The 24,108-nt window shown below is 68.1% G+C and carries 23 protein-coding genes and 1 pseudogene; 18 read left to right on the forward strand and 6 right to left on the reverse strand.

All coding sequences use genetic code 11. The features are described 5' to 3' along the window. Positions 1-4: 4 nt before the first annotated feature. From lpxK to N7L95_RS24195, 3 genes are read right to left on the reverse strand one after another with little or no spacing between them, the layout of a single operon-like run. Positions 5-1,021 (reverse strand): tetraacyldisaccharide 4'-kinase, encoded by a 1,017-nt coding sequence (gene lpxK, locus N7L95_RS24185; RefSeq protein WP_301257792.1) that lies wholly within the window; start codon positions 1,019-1,021, stop codon positions 5-7. 7 nt (positions 1,022-1,028) lie between these two features. After that, positions 1,029-1,457, reverse strand: a complete 429-nt coding sequence (locus N7L95_RS24190; RefSeq protein ID WP_301260223.1) for an ExbD/TolR family protein — start codon at positions 1,455-1,457, stop codon at positions 1,029-1,031. Positions 1,458-1,477: 20 nt separating this feature from the next. Continuing rightward, the gene (locus N7L95_RS24195; RefSeq protein ID WP_301257793.1) at positions 1,478-2,104 is read right to left on the reverse strand and encodes a MotA/TolQ/ExbB proton channel family protein; all 627 of its coding nucleotides are present in this window, start codon (positions 2,102-2,104) and stop codon (positions 1,478-1,480) included. A gap of 356 nt (positions 2,105-2,460) precedes the next feature. On the opposite strand from N7L95_RS24195, the gene xseA reads away from it, so the two are divergent. From xseA to N7L95_RS24215, 4 genes are all read left to right on the forward strand, one after another. Continuing rightward, entirely contained in the window at positions 2,461-3,855 is a 1,395-nt protein-coding gene (gene xseA, locus N7L95_RS24200) for an exodeoxyribonuclease VII large subunit (protein ID WP_301257794.1), read from the forward strand. A 98-nt stretch (positions 3,856-3,953) separates the two neighbouring features. Then, entirely contained in the window at positions 3,954-4,541 is a 588-nt protein-coding gene (locus N7L95_RS24205; protein WP_301257795.1) for a superoxide dismutase, read from the forward strand. Positions 4,542-4,693: 152 nt separating this feature from the next. Beyond that, positions 4,694-5,395 (forward strand): response regulator, encoded by a 702-nt coding sequence (locus N7L95_RS24210; RefSeq protein ID WP_301257796.1) that lies wholly within the window; start codon positions 4,694-4,696, stop codon positions 5,393-5,395. A 13-nt stretch (positions 5,396-5,408) separates the two neighbouring features. After that, a complete protein-coding gene (locus tag N7L95_RS24215) occupies positions 5,409-6,809 on the forward strand; it encodes a sensor histidine kinase (protein ID WP_301257797.1) in 1,401 nt (466 codons plus the stop codon). A gap of 256 nt (positions 6,810-7,065) precedes the next feature. On the opposite strand, the gene N7L95_RS24220 is transcribed toward N7L95_RS24215, so the two are convergent. Continuing rightward, positions 7,066-7,563 carry a DUF192 domain-containing protein gene (locus N7L95_RS24220; protein WP_301257798.1) on the reverse strand — a complete coding sequence of 166 codons (498 nt, stop codon included), beginning with the start codon at positions 7,561-7,563 and terminating at the stop codon, positions 7,066-7,068. Positions 7,564-7,639: 76 nt separating this feature from the next. On the opposite strand from N7L95_RS24220, the gene N7L95_RS24225 reads away from it, so the two are divergent. From N7L95_RS24225 to N7L95_RS24265, 9 genes and pseudogenes are all read left to right on the forward strand, one after another. Continuing rightward, positions 7,640-9,976 (forward strand): heavy metal translocating P-type ATPase, encoded by a 2,337-nt coding sequence (locus N7L95_RS24225; RefSeq protein WP_301257799.1) that lies wholly within the window; start codon positions 7,640-7,642, stop codon positions 9,974-9,976. Positions 9,977-9,982: 6 nt separating this feature from the next. Further along, positions 9,983-10,117 (forward strand): annotated as a pseudogene (gene ccoS, locus N7L95_RS24230) (cbb3-type cytochrome oxidase assembly protein CcoS); the annotation flags it as partial. Between the two features lie 92 nt (positions 10,118-10,209). Next, positions 10,210-11,664: a cytochrome-c oxidase, cbb3-type subunit I gene (gene ccoN / locus N7L95_RS24235; protein ID WP_301257801.1), complete on the forward strand. Its 1,455-nt coding sequence runs from the start codon at positions 10,210-10,212 to the stop codon at positions 11,662-11,664. Between the two features lie 28 nt (positions 11,665-11,692). Beyond that, positions 11,693-12,325: a cytochrome-c oxidase, cbb3-type subunit II gene (gene ccoO / locus N7L95_RS24240; protein WP_301257802.1), complete on the forward strand. Its 633-nt coding sequence runs from the start codon at positions 11,693-11,695 to the stop codon at positions 12,323-12,325. A gap of 13 nt (positions 12,326-12,338) precedes the next feature. After that, complete coding sequence (locus N7L95_RS24245) at positions 12,339-12,482, forward strand: cbb3-type cytochrome oxidase subunit 3 (RefSeq protein ID WP_301257803.1); 144 nt, start codon at positions 12,339-12,341, stop codon at positions 12,480-12,482. A 21-nt stretch (positions 12,483-12,503) separates the two neighbouring features. Beyond that, positions 12,504-13,436, forward strand: coding sequence for a cytochrome-c oxidase, cbb3-type subunit III (ccoP, locus tag N7L95_RS24250; RefSeq protein ID WP_301257804.1), 933 nt, complete (start codon positions 12,504-12,506; stop codon positions 13,434-13,436). Positions 13,437-13,452: 16 nt separating this feature from the next. Further along, positions 13,453-14,925, forward strand: a complete 1,473-nt coding sequence (gene ccoG, locus N7L95_RS24255; protein ID WP_435870042.1) for a cytochrome c oxidase accessory protein CcoG — start codon at positions 13,453-13,455, stop codon at positions 14,923-14,925. A 22-nt stretch (positions 14,926-14,947) separates the two neighbouring features. Beyond that, entirely contained in the window at positions 14,948-15,247 is a 300-nt protein-coding gene (locus N7L95_RS24260; RefSeq protein WP_301257805.1) for a FixH family protein, read from the forward strand. Positions 15,248-15,270: 23 nt separating this feature from the next. Next, positions 15,271-15,561, forward strand: a complete 291-nt coding sequence (locus N7L95_RS24265; RefSeq protein WP_301257806.1) for a hypothetical protein — start codon at positions 15,271-15,273, stop codon at positions 15,559-15,561. 271 nt (positions 15,562-15,832) lie between these two features. Here N7L95_RS24265 and fnr read toward each other — a convergent pair whose 3' ends face one another. After that, positions 15,833-16,699 carry a fumarate/nitrate reduction transcriptional regulator Fnr gene (gene fnr, locus N7L95_RS24270; protein ID WP_435870113.1) on the reverse strand — a complete coding sequence of 289 codons (867 nt, stop codon included), beginning with the start codon at positions 16,697-16,699 and terminating at the stop codon, positions 15,833-15,835. Positions 16,700-16,802: 103 nt separating this feature from the next. On the opposite strand from fnr, the gene hemN reads away from it, so the two are divergent. The 3 genes from hemN (at position 16,803) to icd (ending at position 20,284) form a co-directional block, all read left to right on the forward strand. Then, the gene (hemN, locus tag N7L95_RS24275) at positions 16,803-18,206 is read left to right on the forward strand and encodes an oxygen-independent coproporphyrinogen III oxidase (protein ID WP_301257807.1); all 1,404 of its coding nucleotides are present in this window, start codon (positions 16,803-16,805) and stop codon (positions 18,204-18,206) included. Between the two features lie 16 nt (positions 18,207-18,222). Next, on the forward strand, positions 18,223-18,900 hold the full coding sequence (locus tag N7L95_RS24280) for a sulfite exporter TauE/SafE family protein (RefSeq protein WP_301257808.1): 678 nt from the start codon (positions 18,223-18,225) through the stop codon (positions 18,898-18,900). A 130-nt stretch (positions 18,901-19,030) separates the two neighbouring features. After that, complete coding sequence (icd, locus tag N7L95_RS24285) at positions 19,031-20,284, forward strand: NADP-dependent isocitrate dehydrogenase (protein ID WP_301257809.1); 1,254 nt, start codon at positions 19,031-19,033, stop codon at positions 20,282-20,284. A gap of 600 nt (positions 20,285-20,884) precedes the next feature. Here the strand turns inward: icd and N7L95_RS24290 are convergent. Continuing rightward, a complete protein-coding gene (locus tag N7L95_RS24290) occupies positions 20,885-21,166 on the reverse strand; it encodes a cold-shock protein (protein ID WP_301257810.1) in 282 nt (93 codons plus the stop codon). A gap of 181 nt (positions 21,167-21,347) precedes the next feature. Between N7L95_RS24290 and clpS the strand changes: the two genes are divergently transcribed. Together clpS and clpA are read left to right on the forward strand one after the other, a co-directional pair. Further along, entirely contained in the window at positions 21,348-21,713 is a 366-nt protein-coding gene (gene clpS, locus N7L95_RS24295) for an ATP-dependent Clp protease adapter ClpS (protein ID WP_301257811.1), read from the forward strand. Beyond that, positions 21,710-24,013: an ATP-dependent Clp protease ATP-binding subunit ClpA gene (gene clpA, locus N7L95_RS24300; RefSeq protein WP_301257812.1), complete on the forward strand. Its 2,304-nt coding sequence runs from the start codon at positions 21,710-21,712 to the stop codon at positions 24,011-24,013. The genes clpS and clpA overlap by 4 nt, the downstream gene beginning before the upstream one ends. Positions 24,014-24,108 lie beyond the last annotated feature (95 nt).

Genomic DNA, 24,108 nt, shown 5'->3' on the forward strand with positions numbered 1-24,108 from the left:
ATCCTCATTCGTTGGGGCGGCGCGCCAACAGCGCGTCGAGCGCCGCAAAGAAGGCCGGCTCGGGCGCGAAGTCTAGCGCGACCACATGCAGCCTCGCGTCGCTGCAGTCGCCCAGCTTGACGGCGTCCTTCTCGGTCACCAGCACGATGTCGCCCGACCAGTCGGCCCAGGGCAGCTGTGCATAGTCGTGATGGTCGGGCAGGGCGCAGCGCTCGATCGCCAGGCCCTGGGCTTCGAGCATGCTGAAAAATCGCTCCGGGTGGGCCACTGCGGCGACGGCAAGCACGCGCCGTGCCACCAGGCTGGGCAAGGGCAGGCCGTGGCTGGCTCCCTCGCGCCAAGCGGCCAGCGGCACCGCCTCGCCGAGCAGCCGGCGCGCAAGGTGGCCCGGCCGCGCCAGCGAGGCGCACGGTGCGTTGTAGAGCACCACGTCGGCGCGTCGGTGGGCGCTTTCGCGCAGTGGCCCGGCTGGCAACCACCAGCCGTTGCCGCGACCGCGTTCGTCGAACACCAGCACTTCCACGTCGCGCCGCAGGCGCAGGTGCTGCAGTCCGTCGTCGCAGACGATCAGCGTGGTTTCGGGATGGCGGGCGAGGAGCGCCCGGCCGGCCGCGACGCGGTCTGCACCGACCACCACCGGCACGCCAGTGCGCAAGGCCATCAGCAGCGGTTCGTCACCCACCTGGTGCGGCAGGCTGTCCGGGCCGACAAACGCCACTTCGCGCGAGATGCGACCATAGCCGCGCGACACGATGGCGGGGTGCTCGCCACGCTGGCGCAGGTGCTGCACCAGCGCGATGGTGGTGGGCGTCTTGCCGGCGCCGCCGGCGATGACGTTGCCGACCACCACCACCGGCACCGGCAGGCCGAGCCGGGGCAGCAGGCCCAGTGCGTACAGCAGCCGCCGTAGCAGCACGAGGCTGGCGTAGAGCGCTGCCAGCGGCAGCAGCGCCCAGGCGAGCGCACCGCGCCGCAGCCAGGCGGCCTCGAGCCGCGATTGCCAGCGCGAGGCGGGCTTCAAGGCCGCGTCACTGGGCCGGGGCACCGGCCGAGGACTGCGTGGCGAAGGTCAGCTGGCTCAGGCCGGCGCGGCGCGCAGCGTCCATCACGTTGATGACGCTCTGGTGCGCGGCGGTCGCATCAGCCGAGATGATGACGACCTGGTCCTTGCCGGCGCCGGCCGCTGCACGCAACTCGTTGGCCAGGTTGTCGACGCTGCGGCCGTCCACATGGCGTGTGTTGACGGCATAGCGGCCGTCGCCGGAGACCGAGACGATGATCTCCTTCGGGCGGTCGCGCGAGGGCTCGGCATCGGCCACCGGCAGGTTGACCTTCAACTCGGTGAACTTCGAGTAGGTGGTCGACAGCATCAGGAAGATCAGGATCACCAGCAGCACGTCGATGAAGGGGATCAGGTTGATCTCCGGTTCCTCGCTGCGCCGGTGGTGGAAGTTCATCGCCATGGGGGGCCTCTCGTTCAGCGCTGGGCGGTGAAGCGCATCAGGTGCGGCACCATGCGCTCGGCCGCCTGCTCCAGGTCCAGCACGTATTCGTCCACCTTGCCGCGGAAGTAGCGGTAGAACATCAGTGCCGGAATGGCGACCATCAGCGCGAAGGCGGTGTTGTACAGCGCCACCGAGATGCCGTGTGCCAGCTCGGTGGGGTTGCCGCCGGTGCCGCCGCCTTGCGAGGCGAAGATCTGGATCATGCCGATCACCGTGCCCAGCAGCCCCAGCAGCGGGGCGGCTGCGGCGATGGTGCCCAGCGTGTTGAGGTAGCGCTCCATCTGGTGCACCGCCGCGCGACCGGCACCTTCGAAGGCGTTGCGCAGGTTCGCCTCGCTGATGCGCGGTTCGTTGATGACCGCACGCAGCCCGGTGGCCAGCACCCGGCCCAGCACCGAGTTGTCAGCCAGCTTGTTGACGACGTCGGGCGAGGGCAGGTTGCTGCGCGTGACGGTCAGGACCTCGTCAACCAGCTTCGGGGGCGCGACACGCGCCGTGCGCAGGCTGGAAAAGCGTTCGATGACCAGCGCCAGCGCGATGATGGAGCACAGGATCAAGGGCCAAATCGGCCAGCCGGCGGCTTGTATGATCGAAAACAATCACGTCCCCTCGTGAGTGAGTGAAAAAACAGGTGGGGGCGATTATGGCGCGAAGCACCGGCTCCTCTTCAACGCAAGGCGGCCGTCGGCCTCGTCGGCTGCCCCGACGGCAGCCTGTACATCCCCAAGACATCCACTTTTGCTGTGGATAACTTTGTGGGAAACCGCCCTCCATCGGCCGCCAAGGCTTGGTTTTTCAAGGGCTGGAATAAATTGCTGCATGAGTGAGCAGAAGAAAATTGAACAAAATCAATGACTTGCACGTAGATGACAGGTCTGTGACGGCCAAACCTGCCCGCAAACCCACTGTTGGCGCGGCTGTGGAGTTCTAACCCCGCTTGTAGCCTGGCTCTCCGATGATCGACCCCCCTGCTGTTCCCCGCCCGACCACGGCGCCCACCGGCCTGCGCGCGGCGCGCCCGGTGTGGAGCGTGGCGGCTCTGCTCAATGCCGTCGCCGATGCGCTGCAGGCCCGCTTTGCCGCCGTGGTGGTGCAAGGCGAGCTGTCGGGCTTCAGCCGCGCGCCGAGCGGCCATTGCTATTTCTCGCTGAAGGACGACCGCGCGCTCGAGCCGGCGCTGGTGCGCTGTGCCATGTTCCGCCGTGCGGCGGCGATGATGGATTTCCAGCCGCGCGACGGCCAGCTGGTCGAGGTGCGGGGGCGGCTGGCGGTCTATAACGCCCGCGGCGACCTGCAACTGGTGGCCGAGGCGATGCGCCCGGCGGGCCAGGGGGCGCTCTACGAGCAGTTCCTGCGGCTGAAGGCCCGGCTGGAGGCGGAGGGCTTGTTCGACCCGGCGGTCAAGCGCCCCGTGCCGCGGCATCCGCAAGCCGTCGGCGTGGTGACCTCGCTGAAGGCCGCGGCGCTGCGCGACGTGCTGACGGCGTTGGAGCGGCGCGCGCCGCACCTGCGGGTGGTGGTGTATCCCGCCAGCGTGCAGGGGGCCGAGGCGCCCGGCGAGCTGGTGCGTGCGCTGAGGCAGGCCGACGCCCGGGCCGAAGTGGACACGCTCATCCTTTGCCGTGGCGGCGGCTCGCTGGAGGACTTGTGGGCCTTCAACGACGAGGCCGTGGTGCGCGCCATCGCCGCCTGCCGCCTGCCAGTGGTGGTGGGCGTGGGGCACGAGACCGACTTCACGATTGCCGACTTCGTGGCCGACCTGCGCGCGCCCACGCCCACCGCGGCCGCGGAGTTGGTGGCGCCACAACGGGATGACTGCCTCGATCGGCTGCAGGCGCTGCACGACGCGATGCAGCGCTGCGTGCAGAGGCGGCTCGAGCGCGAGGAGCAGCGCCTGGACCATGCCGCCCTGCGCCTGGCCCGCCCGGCCCAGGTGCTGGCCCGCATGCACCGCGAGATCGACCGGCTGCAGCAAGCCCTGGCCGCCGCCCCGGGCCAGCGCCTGCAGCTCGCCCGCCAGCGCGAGCTGCACCTGGCCGACCGCCTGGCGCGCTCAGCCGGGGTGCAGCTGCAGGGGCAGGCCGGCCGGCTGCAGGCGCTGGCCGCACGGCTGCAACGGGCATCGCAGCTCCCGCAGCGCGCGCAGGCCGCACGGCTGGACCTGCTGGCGGCACGGCTGGAAAGCGCCAATCCCGAACGGGTGCTGCAGCGCGGCTATGCCTTGCTCACCGATGCCCAGGGGCAGGCAGTCAGCCGCGTCGCGGCACTCGGCCCGGGCGACACCCTGCACGCGGTGCTGGCCGATGGCCGGGTACGCGCGCAAGTGCTCGACACCGAACGCCGCGATTGATCGGGGGCAAGGCCGGGCGCGGGCAGCAGGGTCATGGGGCTGTGCCTACAATCGCAGCTCTTCAGACCACCCACACCCCACAGAAAGGAACAGAAGAGATGGAACACACCTTGCCCCCGTTGCCGTACCCGATGGACGCCTTGCAACCGCACATGAGCAAGGAGACGCTCGAGTTCCACTACGGCAAGCATCACAACGCCTACGTGGTCAACCTGAACAACCTGATCAAGACCACGGCCACCGAGTTCGCGGACCGCAGCCTGGAAGAGATCATCAAATCCTCCAGCGGCGGCGTGTTCAACAACGCGGCCCAGGTGTGGAACCACACCTTCTTCTGGAACTGCATGAAGCCCAATGGCGGCGGCGAGCCCAAGGGCGCGCTGGCCGAGGCCATCAACAAGAAGTGGGGCAGCTATGCCGCCTTCAAGGAAGCCTTCTCCAAGAGCGCGGTCGGCAACTTCGGTTCCGGCTGGACCTGGCTGGTCAAGAAGGCCGACGGCTCGGTGGACATCGTCAACACCAGCAACGCCCAGACCCCGCTGACCACCGAGGACAAGGCCCTGCTGACGGTGGACGTGTGGGAACACGCCTACTACATCGACTTCCGCAACCTGCGTCCGAAGTTCGTCGAGACCTTCTTCGCCAGCCTGGTGAACTGGGACTTCGCCGAAGCCAACTTCGCCTGAGAAGCGCGATGCGCTGAGCAAAGGCCGGCCATGCGCCGGCCTTTGTCTTTGTCCTTGGGCGGCCGGCGTGACGGGCACCACACCGGCAGCCGGCCGGCCCGCGGCACAATAGCGGCCGGCCCGAGCAGCCCCGCAGGGGGCGAGAGACGACGATGAGAATTCTGTTGGTCGAAGACGACCCCGCGCTGAGCTTCGGCGTGGCGCGAGCGCTGCAGCGCGAAGGCTGGCAGGTGGATGTGCTGGCCGATGGCCTGGCCGCCAGTGCCGAAGGCCTGATCAACCAGTACGACCTGGCGGTGCTCGACCTCGGCCTGCCGCGGCGTGACGGCATGGAGGTGCTGCGCCACTGGCGTGGCCGCGGCGCCCGGCTGCCGGTGCTCATCCTGACCGCCCGCGACGAGCTGGGTGACCGGGTGGAGGGGCTCGACAGCGGTGCCGACGACTATCTCGTCAAGCCCTTCGACCTGCCCGAGCTGGTGGCCCGCCTGCGCGCGCTGCAGCGGCGCGCCGCCGGCCGCGCCGAGGACCGGCTGGTGCTGGGCGAGCTGGAGCTGGACGTGCGCCACCGGGAGCTGCGCCACCGCGGCGAGCGGGTGCACCTGAGCCCGCGCGAGCAGGCGCTGACGGAGCTGCTGATGGCCCGTGCCGGCCGGGTGGTGCCCAAGGACCACATCGTCTCCACCCTGTCCAGCTGGGAGACCGACTTCAGCGAGAACTCGGTGGAGGTCTACATCCACCGGCTGCGCAAGCGCTTCGCCGAACTGGGGGTGACCATCAAGACCGTGCGCGGTTTCGGCTACCTGATGGAAGCGGCCAGTGCCGGGCCGGCGGGCGCCACGCCCTCCGACGCCTGAGACGGGGCGGCCGGTGAAGGCGCGCAGCAGCCTGCGGCGCCAGCTGTTCGCGCCGCTGATCTGGGTCTGGCTGCTCGGTTCGCTGCTGGCAGCCTACGGCGCTTTCCGCCTGGCCAGCTATGCCGGCGGCATGGCCTACGACCGCACCCTGCAGGACGAGGCGGGCGCCATTGCCACCCAGATCAACTGGACTGACCGGGGCCCGCTGCTCGAGCTGAGCACCCAGACGCAGGAGATGCTGGCCTGGGACAGCGCCGACCGCAACGCCTTCACCGTGGTCAGCGACACCGACAACCGGGTGCTGGCCGGCGTGGACGGCCTGCCGGTGCCCGAAGACCGCAGCGGCAGCTTCGAGCGGCCGGCGCTCTTCGATGCGCACTACCTGGGAGAGCCGGTGCGCGGTGCGATGTACTCCATCCGCTCGCCGATGCTGGACCGTTTCGTCACCGTCGTGGTGGTGGAGACGCAGCGCAAGCGCGCCGACTTGATGGCCGAAGTGCAGCTCGCCATCCTGCTGCCCACGCTGGCGCTCGGGACCTTGACCTTCCTGCTGCTGGCCTGGGGCATCCGCCGCGGGGTGGCGCCCTTGCGCCGGATTGCCGGTGAAGCGGCGCGCCGGGCGCCGCACGACCTGCGCCCGCTGCCCCTGGACGATGTGCCGGCCGAGGCGCTGCCACTGATCGAGCGCATCAACGAACTGCTGGCGAACGTGACCCATTCGGTGGAGCTGCAGCGCCGTTTCGTCGCCGACGCCGCCCACCAGCTGCGCACGCCGGTGGCCGGCATCCGCGTGCTGTCGCAGGAACTGCAGCACGAGCTCGGCGGCGCCGGTGGCGACCAGAGCACCCAGGCCCTGCTGCAGGCGCTGGTCGGTTCCACCGAGCGCATGAGCCGGTTGATTGGCCAGCTGCTGAACCTGGCACGCTCGGATGCCGCGCTGCGCAACCTGGCCTCGGGCGAGCTGCAGCCCATCGACGTGCTGCCGGTGATCCGCGAAGCGGCCGAGCCGCTGGTGCTGCGCGCCACGCGGGAAGGCAAGCAGGTGTCCCTGGAGGCGCCCGAGACGCCGTGCCCTGCCCGGGCACACCCGGTGTGGCTGGCCGAGGTGGTGTCCAACCTGCTCGACAACGCGCTGCGCTACGGCGGCGACAACGTGGAGCTGCGGGTGGTGACCCGGCCCGGCTGGCTGGACATCGAAGTGACTGACGACGGCCCGGGCATCGAACCGGCGCATCGCCAGCTGATCTTCGAGCCCTTCTGGCGTGGCGAGCGGGCCGACACCCGGGTGGCAGAGGGCACCGGGCTCGGCCTGGCAATCGTCAAGGAGGTGGTGCAGGGCATGCGCGGCCGGCTGTCGCTGGCAAGCCGCCCGGAACTGGCGGGCACCCGCTTCACCGTCACCTTACCGGGTTGACGGCGTCGTCGGAGCTGGGCCGGGTTGGCTGGCACCGGGGCCGCGCCGCCATGCCGAGCGGGCCGGGCGGTGCCACCCGCGCAGCAGGCACCCACCGGCGCGTTCGACCGATGCCTGCACCCCCGCAGCGTGATGTGACCGGTCGCCCCGCTCCGGCTTTCGCGAGCCGCTTGCGCGGTTCGGCAGCCTCCGTGCCCTGCGGCCCTTGCCGGCGCCGAGTCCTTTCAGGAAGGCCAGGCCCCGCCGCGGTGGTGGCTCAGGACTTGTTGCCGAACGGCTTGCCCTTCAGCACGAAGCCGGCCTTGATGCCGCGCTTGGCGAACCAGCCCTGGTTGACTTCGAGCGCAAAGCGCACGGGCTGTGCGGAGCAGTGCGAATCCAGCGTCTGCGGCTGCATGTCGGCGATGTTGACGACCCGGCCCTGGTCGTCCAGGAAGGCGATGGACAGCGGGACCAGCGTGTTCTTCATCCAGAAGCACTGCGTCGCCGGCTCGTCGAACACGAACAGCATGCCTTCATGCTGCCCCAGGCTTTTGCGATACATCAGGCCGGTGGCGCGTTGCTCGTCGGTCTGGGCGACTTCTGCCTGCACCACCTGGAAGCCGGCGGTCAGCGGCACCGTGGGCAGCTTCTGGGGCTGCGGTTCGGCTGCGCCGGCCGCCGTGCCGAGCAACAGCCCAGCCAGCGCGATCCAGCGTGAAAAAGTGGGCAGCGGGGTCAGGCGGGGAGATGCGGGAGTCTTGATGTGGGTCATGTCGGGCGGAAGAGGGGGCACCTAGAGTCGGCGTGTCCTGATCGCGGGCGCCTGCGGCGCCGGCATGGAAACGCCCATGGCATCACTGCACGCAGCTCCTTCATTGTCACCCAAGGCCGCCCCGTCGGCCGCCACGTCCGTCGCCTGGGACGATCCGGGCGAGCTGGAACGCTACACCCGCTGGTCGGAAGACGACAGCGCACCGCGCCTGGCCGATTCGGTGCTGGCCATCGAGGGCATGTACTGCGCGGCATGCTCGCTGACCATCGAGCAGGCCTTGCTGGCGGTGCCGGGCGTGCGGCAGGCCGAGGTCAATCCGGCCAGCCGGCGGGCGCGCGTGCGCTGGGACCCGGCCGAAACCCGGGCGTCCGCCCTGGCCGCCGCCATCGAAGGCGCCGGCTACCGTGCCTGGCCGGCCCTGTCGCTGCAGGCCGAGCAGGACCGCCACCAGGAGCGCCGCCGCGCGCTGTGGCGGCTGTTCGTGGCCGGCTTCTGCATGATGCAGGTCATGATGTACGCCGCGCCCATCTACTGGGCCGGCCCCGGCGAGATGAGCGCCGACATCGTGCGCCTGCTGCAGTGGGCCAGCTGGCTGCTGAGCGTGCCGGTGCTGCTGTTCTCGGCCGGGCCCTTCCTGCGCGGGGCATGGCGTGACTTGCGTCACGCCCGCATCGGCATGGACGTGCCGGTGGCGCTCGGCATCCTTGTCACCTTCGTCGCCAGCACCGGGGCCACGGTGCAGCCGGGGGGCCTGTTCGGCAGCGAGGTCTACTTCGACTCGCTGACGATGTTCGTCTTCTTTCTGCTGTGCGGGCGCTCGCTGGAGCTGCGCGCCCGTGCCGCCACGGCCGGCGCGCTGGAGAGCCTGCTGCAGCGCCTGCCCGAGGTGGTGGAGCGCCTGACCGACGAGGGTGGGGTGGAGTCGGTCCCGGTGCGCCGGCTGCGGCCGGGCGACCGCGTGAGGGTGCGCGCCGGCCAGGCTTTTCCCGCCGACGCCTGCCTGGTCGATGGCGAGGCGCAGGTGGACGAAGCCTTGCTGACCGGCGAATCCCACCCCCAGTTGCGCCGGGTCGGCGAATCGGTGGTGGCCGGCAGCTTCAACCTGTCATCGCCGGTGGTGGTGGAGGTGCAGCGGGTCGGCGACGACACCCGCTATGCGCAGATCGTCTCGATGATGCAGCGTGCCGCGGTCGAGCGGCCGGAGCTGGCGCGCCTGGCCGACCGCCTGGCCGGCCCGTTCCTGTGGGCCGTGCTGTTGCTGGCCGGGGCGGCGGCGTGGGCCTGGTCCTTCATCGATCCGCAGCGCAGTGTCTGGGTGGCGGTGTCGGTGCTCATCGTCACCTGCCCGTGCGCGCTGTCGCTCGCCACGCCGTCCGCCCTGCTGGCGGCCGCCGGCGCACTGGCGCGCCGCGGCATGCTGGTGCAGCGGCTGCATGCGCTGGAAGCATTGGCCCAGGCCGAGGTGTTCGTCTTCGACAAGACCGGCACGCTGACCGAGGACCGCCTGGTGCTCGCCCACCTGGAAGTCTTCGATGTCGGCACGCGGGCCACTGCCCTGGCGCAGGCGGCTGCCCTGGCGGCGCAGTCGCTGCACCCGGTGGCCCGGGCGGTGTGCGCGGCGGCCGGCGGGGCGGCCGAAGCGGTGTTCACCGAGGTTCGCGAGGTGCCAGGGCAGGGCCTGCAGGGCCGCGACGCGCAGGGCCGCTGCTGGCGGTTGGGCTCGGCGCGCTTTGCCTGCCCGACGGTGGAGCTGTCCGCCCATGACGGGCCGGCGGCGTGGTTGTCGGTCGACGGCGCGCCGGCGGCCCTCCTGGCCTTCGAAGAGCAGCTGCGCCCGGACGCCCGCAGCGCCATCGCGCAGCTGCGCGACGAAGGGCTGGAGCTGATGCTGCTGTCTGGCGACCGGCCGCAGGCTGCCTGGCGGGTGGCGCGCGGGCTCGGCATCCTGCATTGCCAGGCCGGGGCGACGCCCGAAGACAAGCTGGCCGCCATCCGCGCCGCCCAGGCGCGGGGCCGACGGGTGGCCATGGTGGGGGACGGCATCAACGACGCGCCGGTGCTCGCCGCGGCCGATGTGTCGATCGCCATGGGGCAGGGCGCGCCGCTGGCGCGGGCGCAGGCCGACCTGACCCTGCTGGGCGGCCGGCTGGCCGACCTGGTCGAGGCTCGCCGGCTGGCCCGGCGCACCCTGCGCGTGGTGCGCCAGAACCTGCTCTGGGCGGCCCTCTACAACGCCACCTGCGTGCCGCTGGCCCTGCTCGGCCTGATGCCGGCCTGGCTGGCCGGCCTGGGCATGGCGGCCAGCTCGCTGCTGGTGGTGCTCAATGCCGCTCGCCTCAGCCGGGCCACCGCCCCGCGCGCCCAGGCGAGCGCGGCTCCCCCTCACGCACAGGTCGCCGCCACCGCGGCGTGACTTCCCATGGACATCCTCTTTTTGCTCGTGCCGCTCTCGGTGCTGCTGGTCATGGCGCTGCTTGCGCTGTTCGCCTGGGCCCTGCATGGCGGCCAATTCGACAACGTGGAGCGTGAAGGAGAGCGCATCCTGTGGGATGACGCGCTCCCCCCACGCGCCAGGGTTGACGGCGATCAAGCCTGAGGGAAAACCCTTCGAAAAGAATGGCAACAGTCATCAACGAGAGAGTCTCCATGAGTGCCACAACGTCCAAAGCGGCCCCGGCGGCGGTGAACTACAACGACAAGGTCGTGCGTCAGTTCTCCATCGCGGCGGTGGTCTGGGGGGTGGTCGGCATGCTGGTCGGCGCCTTCATCGCCGCCCAGCTCGCCTGGCCCGAACTGAACTTCGGGGTGCCCTGGCTGAGCTACGGCCGGCTGCGTCCCCTGCACACCAACGCGGTGATCTTCGCCTTCGGCGGCTGCGCGCTGTTCGCCACCAGCTACTACGTGGTGCAGCGCACCTGCCAGGTCAGCCTGATTTCCGACAAGCTGGCCGCCTTCACCTTCTGGGGCTGGCAGGCCGTCATCGTTGCGGCCGCCATTTCGCTGCCGCTCGGCTACACCAGCGGCAAGGAATACGCCGAGCTGGAATGGCCGATCGACATCCTGATCGCCCTTGTCTGGGTGTCGTACGCGGTGGTCTTCTTCGGCACCGTCGGCCTGCGCCGGGTGCGCCACATCTACGTGGCCAACTGGTTCTTCGGCGGCTTCATCCTGGCGGTGGCCCTGCTGCACATCGTCAACAGCGCGGCCATGCCGGTCAGCTTCTGGAAGAGCTATTCCGCCTACGCCGGCGTGCAGGACGCCATGGTGCAGTGGTGGTACGGCCACAACGCGGTGGGCTTCTTCCTGACCGCGGGCTTCCTGGGGATGATGTACTACTTCATCCCCAAGCAGGCCGAACGGCCGGTGTACTCCTACCGGCTGTCCATCGTGCACTTCTGGGCGCTGATCTTCACCTACATGTGGGCCGGCCCCCACCACCTGCACTACACCGCGCTGCCGGACTGGGCGCAATCGGTCGGCATGCTGTTCTCGCTGATCCTGCTCGCGCCGAGCTGGGGCGGCATGATCAACGGCATCATGACCCTGTCGGGCGCCTGGCACAAACTGCGTGACGACCCCATCCTGAAGTTCCTGATCGTCTCGCTGTCCTTCTACGGCATGTCGACCTTCGAGGGCCCGATGATGTCGATCAAGACGGTCAACGCGCTGTCGCACTACACCGACTGGACCGTGGGCCACGTGCACGCCGGCGCCCTGGGCTGGGTGGGCTTCATCACGATGGGATCGCTGTACTACCTGATCCCCCGGCTGTTCGGCCAGAAGCGCATGTTCAGCGTCAAGGCCATCGAGCTGCATTTCTGGATCGCCACCATCGGCGTGGTGCTCTACATCGCCGCCATGTGGATCGCCGGCGTGATGCAGGGCCTGATGTGGCGCGCCGTGAACCCCGACGGCACGCTGGCCTACAGCTTCGTCGAGAGCGTGAAGGCCACCTATCCCTTCTACGTGGTGCGCCTGATGGGCGGCCTGCTCTACCTGGGCGGCATGCTGATCATGGCCTGGAACACCTGGATGACCGCCCGCGGCGAGCGCGCTGCCCAGCCGGCCGGCCTGCCCGTGGCAGCCGCGGCCAACGCCTGAGCGGGCTGGACGCAATCAAGGAATCGATATGGCTCACTCCAAGCAACAAGACGGCGGCGGCTTCTCGCACGAGAAGATCGAGACCAACAACTTCCTGATGATCGTGCTGATCGTGCTGGTGGTGTCGGTCGGCGGACTGGTCGAGATCGTGCCGCTGTTCTTCCAGAAGTCCACCACCGAGGCGGTGGTGGGCGTCAAGCCCTACACCGCGCTGCAGCTGGCCGGGCGCGACGTCTACATCCGCGAGGGTTGCTACAACTGCCACTCGCAGATGATCCGGCCCTTCCGTGCCGAGACGCTGCGCTACGGCCACTACTCGGTGGCAGGCGAGTTCGTCTACGACCATCCCTTCCAGTGGGGCTCCAAGCGCACCGGCCCGGACCTGCACCGTGTCGGCGGCCGCTACAGCGACGAATGGCACCGCGTGCACCTGAACAACCCGCGCGACGTGGTGCCCGAGTCCAATATGCCGGCCTACCCGTGGCTGGCGGCCACCCCGGTCGACCCGCAGACCATGGCGCCGCGGCTCAAGGCCCTGCGCACGGTGGGCGTGCCGTATACGGACGCCGAGATCGCCTCGGCCGGCGAGGACGTCAAGGGCAAGACCGAGCTGGACGCGGTGGTCGCGTACCTGCAGGTGCTGGGCACCGCCCTCAAGTGAACCGGAGACGACCATGAATTTCGACGTCAACGATCTGCGCACCGCGGTCACCCTGCTGTCGCTCGCCGTGTTCATCGGCATCTGCGCCTGGGCCTATGCGCGGCGCAACCGCAGCAGCTTCGACGAGGCTGCGCGGCTTCCCTTCCAGTCCGAATAGCAGCCGCCTGCAGGAGAGACCATGAGTGACTTTATCAACAGCGGCTGGTCGGTGTACATCGCCGCCGCCACGGTGATCGGCGTGCTGGCCTGCCTGGCGCTGCTCGTCATCGCCAGCAAGCGCAAGGTCATGTCGGAGGACGACACCACCGGCCACGTGTGGGACGGCGACCTGCGCGAGCTGAACAACCCGCTGCCGCGCTGGTGGATGGTGCTGTTCGTGCTGACCTGCCTGTTCGCCTTCGGCTACCTGGTGCTCTATCCGGGCCTGGGCAGCTACCAGGGCACCCAGGGCTGGTCGCAGGAGGCCCAGTACCGCGCCGAGGTGGAGCAGGCCCGGCAGGAACTGGCGCCGCTGTACGCCCGCTTCGAGAACCAGGGGGCACCGCAGCTCGCCTCCGACAGCCAGGCCATGGGCATCGGCGAGCGGCTGTTCGTGAACAACTGCTCCCAGTGCCACGGCTCCGATGCGCGCGGCAGCAAGGGCTTCCCCAACCTGACCGACGGTGACTGGCTCTACGGTGGCTCGCACGAGCAGATCATGGAGACCATCGCCAAGGGCCGCCACGGCACCATGCCGCCGATGGCCGCTGCAGTGGGCAATGGCGAGGAAGTTCGCCAGCTGGCCAACTATGTGCTGAGCCTGTCGGGCAGCCCGCACAACTCGGTGGCCGCCCAGCTGGGCCGCTCCAAGTTCGGCGCCTGTGCCGCCTGCCACGGCATGGACGGGCGCGGCAACCAGGCCCTGGGCGCGCCCAACCTGACCGACCGCGTCTGGCTGCACGGCTGGGGCGAGCAGGCCATCGTCAACATGATCAACAACGGCAAGGCCAACCAGATGCCGGCGCACGGCGACAAGCTGACGCCCACGCAGATCCGCGTGCTGGCGGCTTATGTCTGGGGCCTGTCGCACCCGGCGGGCACGGTGGCCGCGGCGACTGCAGCGGCGAAGTAAGGCAAGAAGGAGGCCGGTGGTGAGCAGTTCGAACAGGCAGCGTGTCATCCCCATCCGGGCGGTGCCCGCCGCACCGGCGGAGCCGGCCGTCGGCCAAGTCGTGTCGCTGTACGAGAAGCAGCAGAAGATCTACCCGCGCTCGGTCACCGGTTGGTTCATGAACTGGCGCTGGGCGCTGGTGTGGTTCACCCAGCTGCTGTTCTACGGCCTGCCCTGGCTGCCGTGGAACGGCCGCCAGGCGGTGTTGTTCGATCTCGCGACCCGGCGCTTCTACATCTTCGACCTGGTGCTGTACCCGCAGGACTTCATCTACCTGACGGCGCTGCTCGTCATCTCGGCGCTCGGCCTGTTCTTCTTCACTGCCGTCGCCGGCCGCCTCTGGTGCGGCTATGCCTGCCCGCAGACGGTGTACACCGAGATCTTCCTGTGGGTGGAGCGCCGCATCGAAGGCGACCGCACTGCCCGCATGCGGCTGGACGCCGCTGGCTGGAGCTGGAACAAGCTGTGGCGCAAGACCGCCAAGCAGGCCGCGTGGATCGCCATCGGCCTGTGGACCGGCTTCAGCTTCGTCGGCTACTTCACCCCGATCCGCACCTTGGCGCAAGAGGCGCTGACGCTGGGCTTCGGCCCCTGGGAGTGGTTCTGGGTGCTGTTCTACGGCTTTGCCACCTACGGCAATGCCGGCTACCTGCGCGAGCAGGTCTGCAAATACATGTGTCCCTACGCGCGCTTCCAGAGCGCGATGTTCGACAAGGACACCATGGTCATCACCTATGACGCTCGCCGCGGTGAAGCGCGGGGCTCGCGTTCGCGCAAGGCCGACCCCAAGGCGCTGGGCCTTGGCGATTGCGTCGATTGCACCTTGTGCGTGCAGGTCTGCCCGACCGGCATCGACATCCGCGAAGGCCTGCAGTACGAGTGCATCGGCTGCGCGGCCTGCATCGACGTGTGCAACGGCGTGATGGACAAGATGGGCTATCCCCGCGGGCTGATCCGCTACTCCACCGAGAACGGCATCGCCGGGCAACTGAGCCGGGCGCAGATGTTCAAGCGGGTGCTGCGGCCGCGCGTGCTGGTGTACGGGGCCATCCTGCTGGCGGTGTCGATCGCCTTCGTGGTGAGCCTGGCCTGGCGCGCCCCCTTCAAGGTCGACGTGATCCGCGACCGCGGCGCGTTGGCCCGGCTGGTGGAAGACGGCAAGGTGGAGAATGTCTACCGGCTGCAGATCATGAACGGCACCGAGTTCAGCCAGCGCTACCGCGTCTCGGTCGACGGGCTGCCGGGCCTGCAGGTGGCCTCCGAGCCGGTCGTCGAGATCGGCGCGGCCGAGGCCCGCTGGCTGGCCGTGCGGGTTCAATTGCCGGCCGAGGCGGCGCTGCCGCTGCAGGGCCGCTCGAGCCCGATCCGCTTCGTCATCGAGCGGGCGGCCGAGGCGGCGCAAGCCGCCCGCACGGTCGAGGAAAAGTCAACGTTTCTGGTGCCGCGCTGAGCGTGCGCCGAGGAGGATACGCATGAGTTCGACAACAAGCACTGCCCCGCGGGCCGGCTGGTGGCGCGAGCCGATGATGTGGCTGGTGGTCGGTGGCCCGGCCGCCGTGGTGGTGGCCGGTGTGGCCACCTTCGTCATCGCGGCGCAGCGGCCGGACCCGGTGCTGGCCGAGGACTACTACCGCCGTGGCATCGAGATCAACCAGACGCTGCGGTCCTCGGCCGGCGGCCCGGCCTCGCATGAAGCGGTGCCCGAGGGCCTGCGCCCCGCACTGCAGGCCCGCAACCATGCGGCCACGCCGGTAGCGGCACCGCAACCCTGAGCCAGCCAGCAAGGAGCGGCCCGATGAAACAGCGCTGGATGTGGATCGCCTGGCCCGCCTTCCTGGTCGCCGGCGGCATTGAAATGCTGGTGTTCGCGATGGTCGACCCGCAGGACCTGCACTGGTTCGGCGACGGCCCCATCGAGCTCTCGCGCTCGGCCATCTACACCGTGGCCTTTTTCGTGTTTTGGGGCGCGGCGGCCTTGTCGAGTGCGCTCACCTGCCTGTTGTCGCGCTCACCGTTCGAGGTGAACCGCTGCCCCCTGCCGCTGGACGGCCGTCCGGCCGCCTGCCCACGCCCCCCGGGTCGTTGACCCGCGCCGCACCCCGCGCGGCCCACGCGGGCGCAGCGGCCGCGCTTTGCATGGCGCGAGGCGCGGTGGCCGCGGAAATGGATGGCCGAAGCGAGGGTAGAGAGGCGGGGAGGAGGCCGAGGAAATGGCCGAGGGAGTGGCCAAGGGAGTAGTGGCCAAGGCCGTGGCGGAGGAAATGGCAGAGCAGGGCGCCCGCGTCCTGTCGCCAGCCGGGCGTGCCGGCCCGGCCCGGGAAGCCGCCCGCCGCCTGCGGCGGGTGCTGCAGCCGCCCTCAGCAGGGCCCGCTGTGGCTCAGCAGGGCCCGCAGGCCTTCCAGCTTCAGGATGCGGATGTGGCGCTGCTTGACTTCCAGCACGCCGTCGTCCTGGAACTTCGAGAAGGTGCGGCTGACCGTCTCCAGCTTCAGGCCCAGGTAGCTGCCGATCTCCTCGCGCGTCATGCGCAGCACCAGCTGGGAAGGCGAGAAGCCGCGCGCTTCCAGCCGCTGTGTGAGGTTCAGCAGGAAGGCCGCCAGGCGCTCCTCGGCTCGCATGCTGCCCAGCAGCAGCATCACGCCGTGGTCGCGCACGATCTCCCGGCTCATGATCTTGTGGAAGGAGTGCTGCAGCTCGGTGAACTCGCGCGACAGCGTTTCCAGCTGGGAGTAGGGAATCAGGCAGACCTGCGAGTCCTCCAGCGCAATGGCGTCGCAGGTGTGGCGGTCATGGCTGATGGCTTCCAGGCCAAGCAGCTCGCCCGCCATCTGGAAGCCGGTGACTTGGTCCCGGCCGTCCTCGGACGACACGGTGGTCTTGAAAAAGCCGGTACGCACCGCGAACAGCGACTGGAAGGGGTCGCCTGCACGGAATAGCGCATCACCGCGCTTGACGCTGCGCCGGCTGGCGATCAGCGTGTCAAGCCGGTCCAGTTCCGGGCGGGTGAGGCCGACCGGCAGGCAGAGCTCGCGCAGGTTACAGCTCGAGCAGGCCACCTTCAGTTCGTGCAGCTTGGTCACGCTGCGCGACGGGGGTTGGCCACCGGCGGGCGCTGGCCGGCCGTTGCAGCTGCCGCCGGTGTCGGCGGTGCTGCGGGAAGCGGGGCCGGCGGACCGGGCGTCGGGGGTGGCAGGGGCGCCGGGGGAGACGGATTTGTCGAGCAGCATGATGGTCCTCAAGCAATGTGCCGATTGTTCCTGGGTGGCTGCCACCGCCGCTTGAGCCAGATCAAGGCCCGGGGCAACGGCTTTCGGCACAGTGGCTGGCATGGATACCGCTGCCGCCCCCCTCTCGGCCGAGATGCTGGCTCGTTTTGACGTTGCCGGTCCTCGCTACACCTCTTATCCGACCGCCGACCGCTTCGTCGAAGCCTTCACGCCGCTGCAGTACCGCCAGGCATTGGAGCAGCGCAGCGGCGGCGTGGGTGCCGCTGGCGGAGCGCACGCACCGCTGTCAATTTATGTGCATGTGCCCTTCTGCGAGTCGGTGTGCTACTACTGCGCCTGCAACAAGGTCATCACTCGCCACCACGAGCGCGCGGCCGAATACCTGGACGCCCTCGACCGGGAAATCGCCCTGCACGCCGCCGTGCTCGGCCGTGAGCAGACGGTGTCGCAGTTGCACTTCGGCGGCGGCAGCCCCACCTTCCTCAGCGACGAGGAACTGGAGCGGCTGATGAACAGCCTGCGTTCCGCCTTCCGCTTCGCGCCTGGTGGCGAATACTCGATCGAGGTCGACCCGCGAACCGTCACGCCCGCCCGCCTGGCCCACCTGGCCCGGCTCGGCTTCACCCGGCTGAGCTTTGGCGTGCAGGACTTCGATCCCGACGTGCAAAAGGCCGTGCACCGGGTGCAGCCGCATGACAGCGTGGTGGCCCTGATGGCCGCGGCGCGCGAGATCGGTTTCGAATCGATCAATGTCGACCTGATCTATGGCCTGCCGCGGCAGACCGCTGCGTCCTTCGCCCGCACCCTGCAGCAAGTGGCGCAATTGCGGCCCGACCGCATCGCGCTGTACGCCTACGCCCACTTGCCGCAACGCTTCAAGCCGCAACGCCGCATCGCCAGCGCCGATCTGCCGGCCCCGCCGGAGAAGGTAGGCATGCTGGCGGCCGCGATCTCCACCTTCCTGGCGGCCGGTTACGCCTACATCGGCATGGACCATTTCGCGCTGCACGGCGATGGCCTGGCCGCCGCCAAGCGCCAGGGGCGGCTGCACCGCAACTTCCAGGGCTACAGCACGCAGCCGGACTGCGATCTCATCGGCCTCGGCGTGTCGGCCATCGGCCGGGTCGGCGCCACCTACAGCCAGAACGCCAAGACGCTGGACGAGTACTACGACAGCCTGCGGCAGGGGCAGTTTCCGGTCGTGCGCGGGCTTGCGCTGCAGCGTGACGACCTGGTGCGGCGTGCGGTCATCATGGCGCTGATGTGCCAGGGACATGTGGTGTTCGAGTCCATCGAGCTGTCCTATCTGGTCGACTTCCGCCGCTACTTCGCTGCCGAGCTGGAGGCGCTGATGCCGCTGGTCGAGCAAGGCCTGGTGACCCTTGAGCCGGACGGCCTGCGGGTGACCGCCACCGGCTGGTATTTCGTGCGGGGCATTGCCATGGTGTTCGACCGCTACCTGCAGGCCGACCGCAGCCGCGAGCGCTTCTCTCGCATCATTTGAGTCGCCGGGCGCCGCCATGCAGACCGCTCTCATCGCCACCGGCCTCCTGATGGGCCTGGCCGGCAGCCCCCACTGCATCGCCATGTGCGGCGCCGCCAGCGGTGGCCTGGGTTGCACCGCTTCGCGCCTGACCTCCTTCCAGCTCGGCCGGCTGGCGGGCTACACGCTGTTCGGTGCGCTGACCGCATCGTCAGCGCGTGCCCTGCAATGGGGCGCGTCTGAACTCGCCGTGCTGCGCCCCTTCTGGGCCATGTTCCACGTTGCCGTCGTGCTGCTCGGGCTCAACCTGCTGTGGCTGGGCCGGCAGCCCGGCTGGCTGGACCGCCTGGCGCAGCAGGTGTGGCAGCGCCTGCGGCACGCCACCCTGGGCCTCGACACCCGTCACTGGCCGGCGCTGGCCGGCCTCTTGTGGGCGCTGCTGCCTTGCGGGCTGCTGTACTCGGCCTTGATGGTGGCGGCGCTGGCCTCCGATCCCTGGCAGGGCGGGGCGGTCATGCTGGCCTTTGCAGCCGGCTCGGGCGCGGGCCTTCACCTGGGACCCGTGCTGTGGCGTCGCTGGCGGGCCGCGTCGCCGGCTGCGCGGTCCGGTGGCTGGGCCATCCGTGCTGGCGGCGCGGCGCTGGCGGCCACCTCGGTCTGGGCCCTGGGCCACGGGCTGTTTTCGGGGCGGCCGCTCGCCGCGTTCTGCGCTTGAGCCCGCAGCGCTGGCGCCGGCCGGCCACCGCTCCATAAGCAAGGTTGTGCAAGTCCGCTGACAGCTGTGCTGCCTTAGAATCGCCGGTCACACAAGATTTCTCTAACCCGTTCGCGCGGAGCTTTCTCACATGTACCAGCACATCAAGGTGCCCGAGGGTGGGCAGAAGATCACCGTCAATCAGGACTTCTCGCTCAACGTTCCCGACCAACCGATCATTCCGTACATCGAGGGGGACGGCACCGGTTTCGACATCACGCCCGTGATGATCAAGGTGGTGGACGCCGCTGTGGCGAAGTCCTATGGCGGCAAGCGCAAGATCCACTGGATGGAGATCTACGCGGGCGAGAAGTCGACCAAGGTCTACGGCCCCGACGTCTGGCTGCCTGAAGAGACGCTGCAGGTCCTCAAGGACTACGTCGTCTCCATCAAGGGCCCCCTCACCACCCCGGTGGGCGGCGGCATCCGTTCGCTGAACGTGGCGCTGCGCCAGGAACTCGACCTGTATGTCTGCCTGCGTCCGGTGCGCTACTTCAAGGGCGTGCCGTCGCCGGTGAAGGAGCCGCACAAGACCGACATGGTGATCTTCCGCGAGAACTCGGAAGACATCTACGCCGGCATCGAATACGAAGCCGAAAGCGACAAGGCGAAGAAGCTGATCGACTTCCTGATCAAGGAATTCGGCGTCAAGAAGATCCGCTTCCCGGAAAGCTCGGGCATCGGCATCAAGCCGGTCTCGCGCGAAGGCACCGAACGCTTGGTGCGCAAGGCCATCCAGTACGCCATCGACAACGACAAGCCGTCCGTCACGCTGGTGCACAAGGGCAACATCATGAAGTTCACCGAAGGTGGCTTCCGTGACTGGGGCTACGCCCTGGCCCAGAAGGAGTTCGGCGCCGAGCTGATCGACGGCGGCCCATGGTGCAAGTTCAAGAACCCGAAGACCGGCAAGGAAATCGTGGTCAAGGACGCCATCGCCGACGCCTTCCTGCAGCAGATCCTGCTGCGTCCGGCCGAATACTCGGTGATTGCCACGCTGAACCTGAACGGCGACTACATTTCTGACGCCCTCGCTGCGCAGGTCGGCGGCATCGGCATCGCTCCGGGCGCCAACCTGTCCGACTCTGTCGCGATGTTCGAAGCCACCCATGGCACCGCGCCGAAGTACGCTGGCAAGGACTATGTCAACCCCGGTTCCGAGATCCTGTCTGCCGAAATGATGCTGCGCCACATGGGCTGGACCGAAGCCGCCGACCTCATCATCAGCTCGATGGAAAAGTCCATCCTGAGCAAGAAGGTCACCTACGACTTCGCCCGCCTGCTGGACGGTGCTACGCAAGTGAGTTGCTCCGGCTTCGGTCAGGTGATGATCGACAACATGTGATCCGCCTGCGGATCTCATGCCAAAGCCCGCACCCGCGGGCTTTTTTGTTGCCCGCCGGAAAGTGCCAACGCTCCCGTCCCGTCCCGGCACCCGGCGGCGAGCCACGCTCACCCGCTGCGACGGCCCTTGATGAAAATGCGCAGGCCGCGACGCTCTCTGGCACGCAACATCGATACTCCTTCGGGCGACGGGCGACGGGCGACGGGCGACGGGCGACGGGCGACGGGCGACGGGCCTCGCCGTGCAGCGGATGCGGCCGGCTAGGAGGGAGGGGCATGGCACCTCCCCTCTGCCGCCTGCAGCAGAGCCAGCCGTCCACCGTGGTCAGCAGCTACAGACCGCCTGGCCAACTCCTCGAGCACGACTGCCTGTCTTTGGTGCTCCACAGATGACGCGCCATATTGCACGCACCACCGGCTCCGGTGCAGACGTCGGATCGGCGTCCATTCCGCCTCCAGGCGGCCGTACCTACCCAGAAGCTCAGCAAGACCTCTGGGCAGCGATGGCGAGTGCGGCGTCCAAGAGCGCAAAAGCCCGCGCGGAGCGGGCTTTTTTCATGCCGGACCAACCTGCGTTCCGGAATGAACTGATACTTGGAACCTAGTCAGCGTAAGCTGCAGTCCCTGGCTCTGATGTGGACGGAGGACGCGCTCCCCGTTCGCCGCGAGGCGCTCGGGGTTCAAGCAACTGAATGTTTTGAGCGAGCTTGCCTTTGGGACCTTGCACCAGATCGAAAGTGACCTTCGATCCCTGTTTCAGGGTCCTGAAACCATCCATCTGAATGGCTGAGAAATGAGCGAAGACGTCTTCTCCGCCTTCTTCTGGTTCAATAAAGCCAAAGCCCTTAGCGTCATTGAACCACTTGACGATGCCAATACCCATTGATTCCTCCCCGGGCACTTCCTTTTCTCAAAGCATTCTCGGCGGCGCATGGGGGCATGTCAAGGACGAGAAATGCCAGCTGGTCAGCGTTTGTGACGAAGCGATGGCACTTGACCTTTTGTGACTCGTCACCAATTGCTGAACCTGAAATCCACCTGGTTCAACTCGATAGAATCGATTCATGCCCAGCGACAGTCCCTCCCTTCCCAACCCTCCGCAGCCGCCCAACCAGCCCTCGCTGCCTGATGAGGGAGAGGGAACTGTCATCCTGGAAAGACAGTCATCCAAGGTGGAGCCACCGAGGCTGTATCAGGTGGTCATGCTGAACGACGACTACACGCCGATGGAATTTGTGGTGATGGTGCTGCAGCAGTTCTTCCACCGCGATCTCGAGACCGCGACGCAGATCATGCTGAAGATTCATCACGAGGGCCGCGGCGTCTGTGGCGTATACACCAAGGACGTTGCCGCGACCAAGGTGGAAATGGTGCTTGCCGCCGCGCGCCGCGCGGGGCATCCTTTGCAGTGCATTATGGAGGCCGCATGATTGCCCAGGAACTTGAAGTCAGCCTGCACATGGCGTTCGTCGAGGCGCGCCAGCAGCGCCACGAGTTCATCACCGTGGAACACCTGCTGCTGGCCTTGCTCGACAACCCGTCGGCCGCCGAGGTACTGCGGGCCTGTTCGGCCAACATTGATGATTTGCGCAAGAGCTTGACGCATTTCATCAAGGAGAACACGCCGACGGTCGGCGGCAGCGATGAAGTGGACACTCAGCCGACGCTGGGTTTCCAGCGCGTGATCCAGCGCGCCATCATGCATGTGCAGTCGACCGGCAGTGGAAAGAAGGAAGTCACCGGCGCGAATGTGCTGGTGGCCATCTTCGGCGAGAAGGACTCGCATGCCGTGTACTACCTGCACCAGCAGGGCGTGACCCGGCTGGATGTCGTGAACTACATTGCGCACGGCATCAAGAAGTCCGACCCGCCGGAGCCGGCCAAGTCCAATGACGGCGCCAGCAACAATGAAGGCGAGAAGGACGAGGGCGAAGGCAAGGGCTCGCCGCTGGAGCAGTTCACCCAGAACCTCAATCAGATGGCGCGCGAAGGCAAGATCGATCCGCTGATCGGCCGCGAGCTCGAGGTCGAGCGCGTCATCCAGGTGCTCTGCCGCCGCCGCAAGAACAACCCGCTGCTGGTGGGCGAGGCCGGTGTCGGCAAGACCGCCATCGCGGAAGGCCTGGCCTGGCGCATTACCGAGGGCGATGTGCCCGAGGTGCTGGCCGACTCCACGGTCTACGCGCTGGACATGGGTGCGCTGCTCGCTGGCACCAAGTACCGGGGCGACTTCGAGCAACGCCTGAAGGGTGTGCTCAAGGCCCTCAAGGACCAGCCGAACGCGGTGCTGTTCATCGACGAGATCCATACGCTGATCGGCGCAGGTGCCGCTTCCGGTGGCACCTTGGACGCCAGCAACCTGCTGAAGCCGGCGCTGAGTTCCGGCAACCTCAAGTGCATCGGTGCAACCACCTTCACCGAGTACCGCGGCATCTTCGAGAAGGATGCGGCCCTGTCTCGCCGCTTCCAGAAGATCGACGTGGTCGAGCCGTCGGTGGAGCAGACGGTGGAAATCCTGAAGGGCCTGAAGTCGCGCTTCGAGGAGCACCACAGCGTCAAGTACGCCCTGAATGCGCTGCAGGCGGCGGCGGAGCTGTCGGCCAAGTTCATCAACGACCGGCACTTGCCCGACAAGGCGATCGACGTCATCGACGAGGCCGGTGCAGCGCAACGCATCCTGCCCAAGAGCAAGCAGAAGAAGACGATCACCCGGCTGGAGGTCGAGGAGATCGTCGCGAAGATCGCGCGTATTCCGCCGGCCAGCGTCTCCAACGACGACCGGTCCAAGTTGAAGAACCTGGACCGCGACCTCAAGAGCGTGGTGTACGGTCAGGATGTGGCGATCGACGCCCTGGCGGCCGCCATCAAGATGGCGCGTTCCGGCCTGGGCAAGCCTGACAAGCCGATCGGCTCCTTCCTGTTCAGCGGTCCCACCGGTGTCGGCAAGACCGAAGTGGCAAAGCAGCTGGCCTACATCCTCGGCATCGAGCTGATCCGCTTCGACATGTCGGAGTACATGGAGCGCCATGCGGTCAGCCGCCTGATCGGCGCGCCTCCGGGGTATGTCGGCTTCGACCAGGGTGGCCTGCTGACCGAGGCGGTGACCAAGAAGCCGCATGCGGTGCTGCTGCTGGACGAGATCGAGAAGGCCCATCCGGACGTCTTCAACGTGCTGCTGCAGGTGATGGACCACGGCACGCTGACGGACAACAACGGCCGCAAGGCCGACTTCCGCAACGTCATCATCATCATGACGACGAATGCCGGGGCCGAAACCATGCAGAAGGCGGTGATCGGTTTCACCAACCACCGGGAGCAGGGCGACGAGATGGCCGACATCAAGCGGCTCTTCACGCCCGAATTCCGCAACCGGCTGGATGCGACGGTCAGCTTCCGGGCGTTGGACGAGGAAATCATCCTGCGGGTGGTGGACAAGTTCCTGCTGCAGCTTGAAAGCCAGCTGGCCGAGAAGAAGGTGGAGGTGACCTTCGCCGACGTGCTGCGCAAGCACCTCGCGAAGAAGGGCTTCGATCCGCTGATGGGCGCCCGTCCGATGCAGCGCCTTATCCAGGACACCATCCGTCGGGCGCTGGCCGACGAACTGCTGTTCGGCCGCCTGGTCGACGGTGGTCGTCTGACGGTGGATCTCGACGAGAACGGCGAAGTGGTGCTCGATATCCAGCCGAACAAGAAGAGCGACAAGCCGAAGGCCGAGCCGGCGACGGCCTGAAAGCCGCTGGCTGCGCGCCGCAAGAAAGGCCCCCGCGAGGGGGCCTTTTTCGTTCAGTCTGCCTGCGAGGCCCGCCTCCCAGGGCGCGCCTGCTG

This window comes from Eleftheria terrae, assembly GCF_030419005.1.
GTDB lineage: Bacteria > Pseudomonadota > Gammaproteobacteria > Burkholderiales > Burkholderiaceae_C > Caldimonas > Caldimonas terrae.